The sequence below is a fragment of the Phaeodactylibacter xiamenensis genome (assembly GCF_000759025.1).
GTDB classification, from domain to species: Bacteria; Bacteroidota; Bacteroidia; order Chitinophagales; family Saprospiraceae; genus Phaeodactylibacter; species Phaeodactylibacter xiamenensis.
The window spans coordinates 1-246 of the sequence record NZ_JPOS01000058.1 but is presented as its reverse complement, the minus strand read 5'-3'; the positions used below and the strand labels follow the sequence as shown (position 1 = coordinate 246).

At 47.2% G+C, this 246-nt stretch carries 1 protein-coding gene; it reads right to left on the bottom strand.

Annotated elements, in window-relative coordinates; all coding sequences use genetic code 11:
• A partial coding sequence (locus IX84_RS33455; protein WP_044224053.1) for a hypothetical protein occupies nucleotides 1-246 on the bottom strand: 246 nt, incomplete at both ends.

Sequence of the window (246 nt, the reverse complement as noted above, 5' to 3'; positions counted from 1 at the left end):
GCTGTGTAGATCAACTCAGATGCAGTTACCGCATTCAGGCAGGCTACTTCTTCAACATCTAAGTCGCAGAAACCCGCACCTGATAATGCAATACTGACCTGCTGTACCAATCCATTCACCGTCCCTTCCAAACCACTAAAAGTTACAGTCGTACCTGCGGGAACACCAAAGAAACCTGTGGTTCCCACAATAATGCCGTAAATAGCGCCGCAATCATCCGTTACCGTTACATCGAAACTTCCAAAG